Here is a 6,723-nt window from a genome sequence, read left to right as displayed (position 1 = left end):
AATTATTATGGGCGCAGAAGATGTACTAAAAACCCACTTCACCCTTCCCAACGCACAAATTGTGGCCACGCATATGGAGGCGATAAACCACTGTTTGTTGACCCGCGCCGCGCTGAAGTCATACGCCAGCGACAACCAGATTGCGCAATGCGTCAACGTGCCGGAAGATGGTGAAACCCTGACGTTTTAATGTCCGCAGAGGAATCGTATGCAGCCGCTTACCGTCGCTATTGTCGCCGTGGAAGATTTCAGCCCGTTTCACTTCTCGGTGCCGTGCATCATTTTCAGTGACAAAGTAGCGGCGAAAAAGCGCTTCGACGTGCAATTGTGCGCCGAACAGCCCGGTATTGTTTCCTCGCAGGACGGTTTCTCGATTAACGCAGCTCATGGCTATGAAGCGGTGGAGGCAGCCGACATCGTGGTAATCCCTTACTGGGGCACTACCGCACATCGCCCACCGCAGGGGTTGCTTGATGCGCTCAACCGCGCCCGACAAAACGGCGCGCAAATTGTCGGGCTGTGTCTGGGCGCATTTGTCCTCGGCTATGCCGGTCTGTTGGATGGCAAACGGGCTGCCACGCACTGGGAGTTCGAGCAGGATTTTCAGGCCCGCTTCCCGGCGGCGCGTCTGGATATCAACGCTCTGTATGTGGATGACGACGGTATTATTACCTCAGCAGGCACTGCCGCCGCGCTGGATTGCTGTTTGTACGTGATCCGCCAACGTTTTGGCAGCACGGCAGCGAATCAGATTGCGCGGCGGATGATTGTGCCGCCGCATCGCGAAGGTGGTCAGGCACAATTTATCGAACAGCCGGTGGCGAAAAATACCCAGGATCAGCGCATCAATGCCCTGCTTGATTATTTACGCCTGCATATCCACGAGCAGCATAGTATCGATGCGCTGGCGCAGCGGCTGATGATGAGCCGTCGCACGTTAACCCGTCACTTTATGAAAGCCACCGGATCGAGCGTGGCAGAGTGGTTGATTGTCGAGCGTCTTCGCCGCAGCCAGGCGTTACTGGAGTCCAGTCAGTTGCCCGTTGAACGCATCGCCGAACAGGTCGGTTTTCAGTCGCCTGTCACCTGGCGTCAGCATTTTAAATCTCATTTCGGCGTCAGCCCCGCCGAATGGCGCAAAACCTTTCGCGGCATTTAGCTTTTTTTCGCCAGCCACACCGTGTGCCCTGCGCATTCCGGATCTTCCATCACCATCTCGACCACCGCAAAGCCATGCGCTGACAACAATGCGCGGTATTCGTCCGGCGCGAGGCTGGCGTGAAATAACGGCTCGCCTTCAAATTGCCCCATCGCAATGCCGTTCCCGGTACCGCTGGTAAACATCAGCGCGCTGCCGGGATGGCTAAGCCGGTCAAAGATCGGGAACATCTTTCGTTGGTCTTGCTGGGTTAAATGGAAAAAGCTGTCCCACGCAATAAGGCCGTCGAACGTCTCGTTAAGTACCAACTCCCGCATATCTTGCTCCAGCCAGCGCTGCGCGGGAAAGGATTGCCGGGCGCGGGCCAGCATCGCTGCGGAACCATCAATCCCTGTGAGTTGAAAACCTTGCTGGATAAAATACCCGGCAATCGGCTGACCATTCCCGCAGCCAATATCCACAATGCAGCCCTGCCCGCCCATCACGGTGATGAACTTATCCAGCCAGCTTTTCTCGAACAGGGCGCGTGAGCGCTGGCTGGCAAAGGCATCCGCATGGCGTCGGTAGATGGACAGAATGTTGTTTGCCGCAATGTCGCTCACGATGTCCTCGCTTTTTTATTCTGTTAATAATCACGACGATAAATCCTCCGCTGCCAGAGACGCAACCCTGGAATGCGCCTCGCAGAACCCATGCGCAAATCCCCCAAAACCGTTCCGCTGTGGCATCATAGCGCGTAGAAAACATCATGACAGGGGTGATAAACGTGAAACCGGTAACGCTATACGATGTGGCAGACCATGCAGGAGTCTCTTATCAGACCGTCTCGCGCGTCGTAAATCAGGCCAGCCACGTTTCTGCAAAAACCCGACAGAAAGTTGAGGCCGCGATGGCGGAACTCAATTACATCCCTAACCGCGTCGCACAGCAACTGGCTGGTAAACAGACGTCGCTGATTGGCGTCGTGACGGCGAACCTTGCCCTGCACGCCCCTTCACAAATCGTTGCCGCCATAAAATCCCGCGCCGACCAGTCCGGTGCCAGCGTGGTGATCGCCATGGTCGAGCGCAGCGGCGTTGAAGCATGCAAAGCCGCGGTCCACAACCTGCTTTCCCAACGCGTAACCGGGCTTATCATTAACTATCCGCTGGATGAAGAAGACGCCATTGCCGTGGCTGCCGCCTGCGGTACGGTGCCGGTTTTGTTTCTCGATGTCTCTGACCAGACGCCAATTAACAGCGTGATTTTCTCCCATGATGACGGCGCACGCCTTGGCGTTGAACATCTGGTGCAGAACGGACATCAGCGTATCGCCCTGCTGAGCGGGCCGCACACTTCGGTTTCGGCAAGGCTTCGGCATGCGGGGTGGCATAAATATCTGGCGTACTACCAGTTGCAACCCGTCGCGGAGCTGGAAGGCGACTGGAGCGCGATGTCTGGTTTTCAGCAAACACTTCATCTGCTCAATAGCGGTAATCTCCCCACCGCTATGCTGGTTGCTAACGATCAAATGGCGCTGGGCGCGATGCGGGCAATCAGCGAGTTCGGCCTGCGGGTGGCGATGGATATCTCGGTGATCGGCTACGATGACACAGAAGATAGCGCCTGCTACATTCCACCGCTGACCACCATCAGGCAGGATTTTCCATTATTGGGTGAAACCAGCGTCGACAGGCTGCTGCAACTTCCCCATGGCGAATCAACCGTGGGCAACCAACTGCTGCCCGTAACCCTGGTGAAGCGCAAAACGGTTCTGCCTCCCGATACGCAAACCACCTCTCCCCAGGCGCTGGCGGATTCACTCATCCAGCTTGCGCGGCAAGTTTCTCAGCTCACACCTAAAATGTGAACGCATAACAATTATGTGAGTCAGTTCACTCATTAAACGCCCCATCCTTTACAGCCGGGAGCGCTTATCCGTATTTTGATTGAAATTGTGAGCGAATAACAAATTCAAACAGGATACCGTTATGAACCTGAACACAGATTCACTCTCCGCTGTTCTGGCCCGCCGCGACTGGGAAAATCCCGGCGTCACGCAGCTCAACCGCCTGGAGGCGCACCCACCTTTCTGTAGCTGGCGCTCAGCAGATGATGCGCGAACTAATCAGCGCTCAACTCAGTTACGCTCGCTGAATGGCCAGTGGCAATTCGCGTGGTTTCCCGCGCCGGAGGCTGTGCCGGAAAGCTGGCTGACAAACGATCTGCCACAGGCTGACACTATCAACGTCCCCTCTAACTGGCAGATGGACGGTTACGACGCGCCAATTTATACCAACGTCACCTACCCGATTCCGGTTAATCCCCCGTACGTTCCGGCACAGAACCCAACGGGATGTTACTCGCTCACATTTAATATCGAAGACGCATGGTTAGATGAAGGTCAGACGCGCATTATTTTTGACGGCGTCAATTCCGCATTTCATCTGTGGTGCAACGGTCGCTGGGTCGGCTACGGTCAGGACTGTCGTCTGCCGTCTGAATTCGATCTGAGCGATTATCTGCTGCGCGGCGAAAACCGCCTGGCCGTGATGGTGCTGCGATGGAGCGACGGCAGCTATCTGGAAGACCAGGATATGTGGCGCATGAGCGGTATCTTTCGCGACATATCTTTGCTGCATAAGCCCACCACGCAAATCAGCGACCTGCGCATTAACACCCGTTTTAACGATGACTTCAGCCGCGCCGTGCTGGAAGCGGAAGTCAGAGTGGCGGGCAACGCGAGCGAAGATTTACGCGTTACCCTGCAATTGTGGGAAGCTGAAACGCTGACTGATGAAACGACCTCCCCACTCGGCGGCGAGATTATTGATGAACGCGGCGCTTATCATGACCGGGTTACCCTGCGGCTGAACGTCGAAAAGCCAGCGCTGTGGAGTGCTGAAACGCCCAATCTGTACCGTGCCGTTGTGCAGTTACATACCGCGGATGGAGTGCTGATTGAAGCAGAAGCCTGTGACGTCGGCTTTCGTCAGATTGATATCAAAAACGGCCTACTACTGTTAAACGGTAAGCCGCTGTTGATTCGCGGCACCAACCGTCATGAGCACCATCCGGTCAACGGTCAGGTGATGGACGAGGCGACGATGGTGCAGGACATTCTGCTGATGAAGCAGAACAACTTTAATGCCGTGCGCTGCTCCCATTACCCGAACCATCCGTTGTGGTACACCCTGTGCGATCGCTACGGCCTGTACGTGGTCGACGAAGCCAATATCGAAACCCACGGCATGGTGCCAATGAATCGCCTGAGCGACGATCCCACATGGTTGCCTGCCATGAGCCAGCGCGTGACGCGCATGGTGCAGCGCGATCGCAACCATCCGAGCATTATCATCTGGTCGCTGGGCAATGAATCCGGTCATGGCGTCAATCACGACGCGCTGTATCGCTGGATAAAATCAGAGGATCCGTCACGCCCGGTACAGTACGAAGGCGGCGGCGCGAATACCGCGGCGACCGACATTATTTGCCCGATGTACGCCCGCGTCGATCAGGATCAGCCCTTCCCGGCGGTACCTAAATGGTCGATTAAAAAGTGGCTGTCGATGCCCGGCGAGCAGCGTCCACTCATTCTCTGTGAATATGCCCATGCGATGGGCAATAGTTTCGGCGGCTTCGCCAAATACTGGCAGGCATTTCGTCAGTATCCGCGACTGCAGGGCGGGTTTGTCTGGGACTGGGTGGATCAATCGCTGATTAAACACGATGATAATGGCAAGGCATGGTCAGCCTACGGTGGCGACTTTGGCGACACGCCTAACGATCGTCAATTTTGCATGAACGGACTGGTGTTCGCCGATCGCACCCCGCATCCGGCGTTATACGAGGCCAAACATGAACAGCAGTTTTTCCAGTTTACGTTACTGCCGGGCGCTGAACGCCAGATTGAAGTGACCAGCGAATATCTGTTCCGCCGCAGCGATAACGAAGTTCTGCACTGGTCGATTGCCCAGGACGGCAACCCGCTGGCCGCCGGACAAATCGTTCTGGATATTGCCCCGCAGGGCCGCCAGGTGATTACCCTGCCAGATTGCCCGATGCCGGAAACCGCAGGCCAACTGTGGCTGTCGGTGCGCGTGGAACAGCCTCGCGCCACCGCCTGGTCAGACGCCGGGCACATCAGCGCCTGGCAGCAGTGGAAGCTGGAAGAGAAACTCAGCCTGGCGCGGCAGCCAACTGTCCGCACCGCGCCACAGCTCAACGTTAGCGAAAACAGCTTTACTGTGGAGAACGACAACAAGCGTTGGCAATTCGACCGTCGGTCTGGCCTGCTGACACAATACTGGCTTGATGATACAGCCCAGTTGTTATCCCCACTGACCGACCAGTTCACCCGCGCGCCGCTGGACAACGACATCGGCGTCAGCGAGTCAACCCGCATTGACCCGAATGCCTGGGTTGAACGCTGGAAGGCCGCCGGTCATTATCAGGTTGCAGCAACGTTACTGCACTGTGCTGCCGACGCGCTCAGCAACGCAGTACTGATTACCACTGAACATGCGTGGCAGTATCAGGGTGAAACGCTGTTTATCAGCCGTAAATCGTATCGTATCAACGGTCATGGCGAGATGCTGGTAACGGTGGATGTCGATGTTGCCAGCGGCACGCCGCATCCGGCGCGTATTGGCCTGAGCTGCCAGTTGTCGCAGGTTGCCGAGCGTGTGAACTGGTTAGGTCTCGGCCCACATGAGAACTACCCGGATCGCCTGAGCGCCGCCTGTTTTGACCGTTGGGATCTGTCACTCGATGAGATGTACACCCCGTATGTTTTCCCGAGCGAAAACGGTCTGCGCTGCGGCACGCGCGAACTGCGATACGGCACGCATCAATGGCGTGGCGACTTCCTGTTCAACATCAGCCGCTTTAGCCAACAGCAACTAATGGAAACCAGCCACCGTCATCTGCTGCAACCGGAGGCGGGTACCTGGCTCAATATTGATGGCTTCCATATGGGCGTCGGCGGCGATGATTCATGGAGTCCTTCCGTGTCGCCGGAGTTTTTGTTGAGTGCCGGACGTTATCACTACCAGGTTATCTGGGGTTAAACATAATAATAATGGGCAGGTTATGACCTGCCCTTATTTTTCCTGAGGAAGTCTGTCATGTATTATTTAAAAAACACTAACTTTTGGATGTTCGGCTTTTTCTTTTTCTTTTACTTTTTCATTATGGGTGCTTATTTCCCCTTCTTTCCGATCTGGTTACACGACGTGAACCATATCAGTAAAGGTGACACTGGGATCATTTTCGCCTGTATTTCACTGTTTTCATTATTATTCCAGCCTGTTTTTGGACTACTTTCCGATAAGCTTGGCCTGCGAAAACACCTGCTGTGGGTAATTACTGGAATGCTGGTAATGTTTGCCCCGTTCTTTATTTACGTTTTTGGGCCGCTATTACAGGTTAATATTTTACTGGGGTCGATTGTCGGCGGGATTTATCTTGGCTTTATTTACAATGCCGGCGCTCCGGCGATTGAAGCCTATATTGAAAAGGCCAGCCGCCGAAGCAAGTTTGAATTTGGTCGCGCACGCATGTTTGGCTGTGTGGGCTGGGCGCTG

Annotated in this window: 5 protein-coding genes and 1 pseudogene; 5 read left to right on the top strand and 1 reads right to left on the bottom strand. The window is 55.3% G+C overall.

Annotated elements, in window-relative coordinates; translation table 11 throughout:
- Positions 1 to 190, top strand: a pseudogene (locus tag KQJ18_RS20285) (MBL fold metallo-hydrolase); the annotation flags it as partial.
- Positions 191 to 208: 18 nt separating this feature from the next.
- Positions 209 to 1,159, top strand: a complete 951-nt coding sequence (locus tag KQJ18_RS20280; protein WP_069323910.1) for a helix-turn-helix domain-containing protein — start codon at positions 209 to 211, stop codon at positions 1,157 to 1,159.
- Here the strand turns inward: KQJ18_RS20280 and KQJ18_RS20275 are convergent.
- The gene (locus KQJ18_RS20275) at positions 1,156 to 1,761 is read right to left on the bottom strand and encodes a class I SAM-dependent methyltransferase (protein WP_216422593.1); all 606 of its coding nucleotides are present in this window, start codon (positions 1,759 to 1,761) and stop codon (positions 1,156 to 1,158) included. The genes KQJ18_RS20280 and KQJ18_RS20275 overlap by 4 nt on opposite strands.
- A gap of 155 nt (positions 1,762 to 1,916) precedes the next feature.
- Here KQJ18_RS20275 and KQJ18_RS20270 point away from each other — a divergent pair, with 155 nt between their 5' ends.
- From KQJ18_RS20270 to KQJ18_RS20260, 3 genes are all read left to right on the top strand, one after another.
- A complete protein-coding gene (locus tag KQJ18_RS20270; protein ID WP_141700239.1) occupies positions 1,917 to 3,008 on the top strand; it encodes a LacI family DNA-binding transcriptional regulator in 1,092 nt (363 codons plus the stop codon).
- A gap of 121 nt (positions 3,009 to 3,129) precedes the next feature.
- A complete protein-coding gene (locus KQJ18_RS20265; RefSeq protein WP_216422592.1) occupies positions 3,130 to 6,207 on the top strand; it encodes a beta-galactosidase in 3,078 nt (1,025 codons plus the stop codon).
- 57 nt (positions 6,208 to 6,264) lie between these two features.
- The coding region (locus KQJ18_RS20260) for an oligosaccharide MFS transporter (RefSeq protein ID WP_216422590.1) at positions 6,265 to 6,723 on the top strand (459 nt) is incomplete at its 3' end.

It is taken from the genome of Citrobacter sp. S55_ASV_140, assembly GCF_018919505.1.
GTDB lineage: Bacteria > Pseudomonadota > Gammaproteobacteria > Enterobacterales > Enterobacteriaceae > Citrobacter > Citrobacter werkmanii.
The sequence above is the reverse complement of the archived record's forward strand: the minus strand, read 5'-3'. Positions and strand labels throughout refer to the sequence as shown.

Excerpts from the sequence above, each read along its gene's own strand:
- KQJ18_RS20280 (WP_069323910.1), top strand. The coding sequence starts at position 209 with ATGCAGCCGCTTACCGTCGCTATTGTCGCCGTGGAAGATTTCAGCCCG.
- KQJ18_RS20265 (WP_216422592.1), top strand. The coding sequence starts at position 3,130 with ATGAACCTGAACACAGATTCACTCTCCGCTGTTCTGGCCCGCCGCGAC.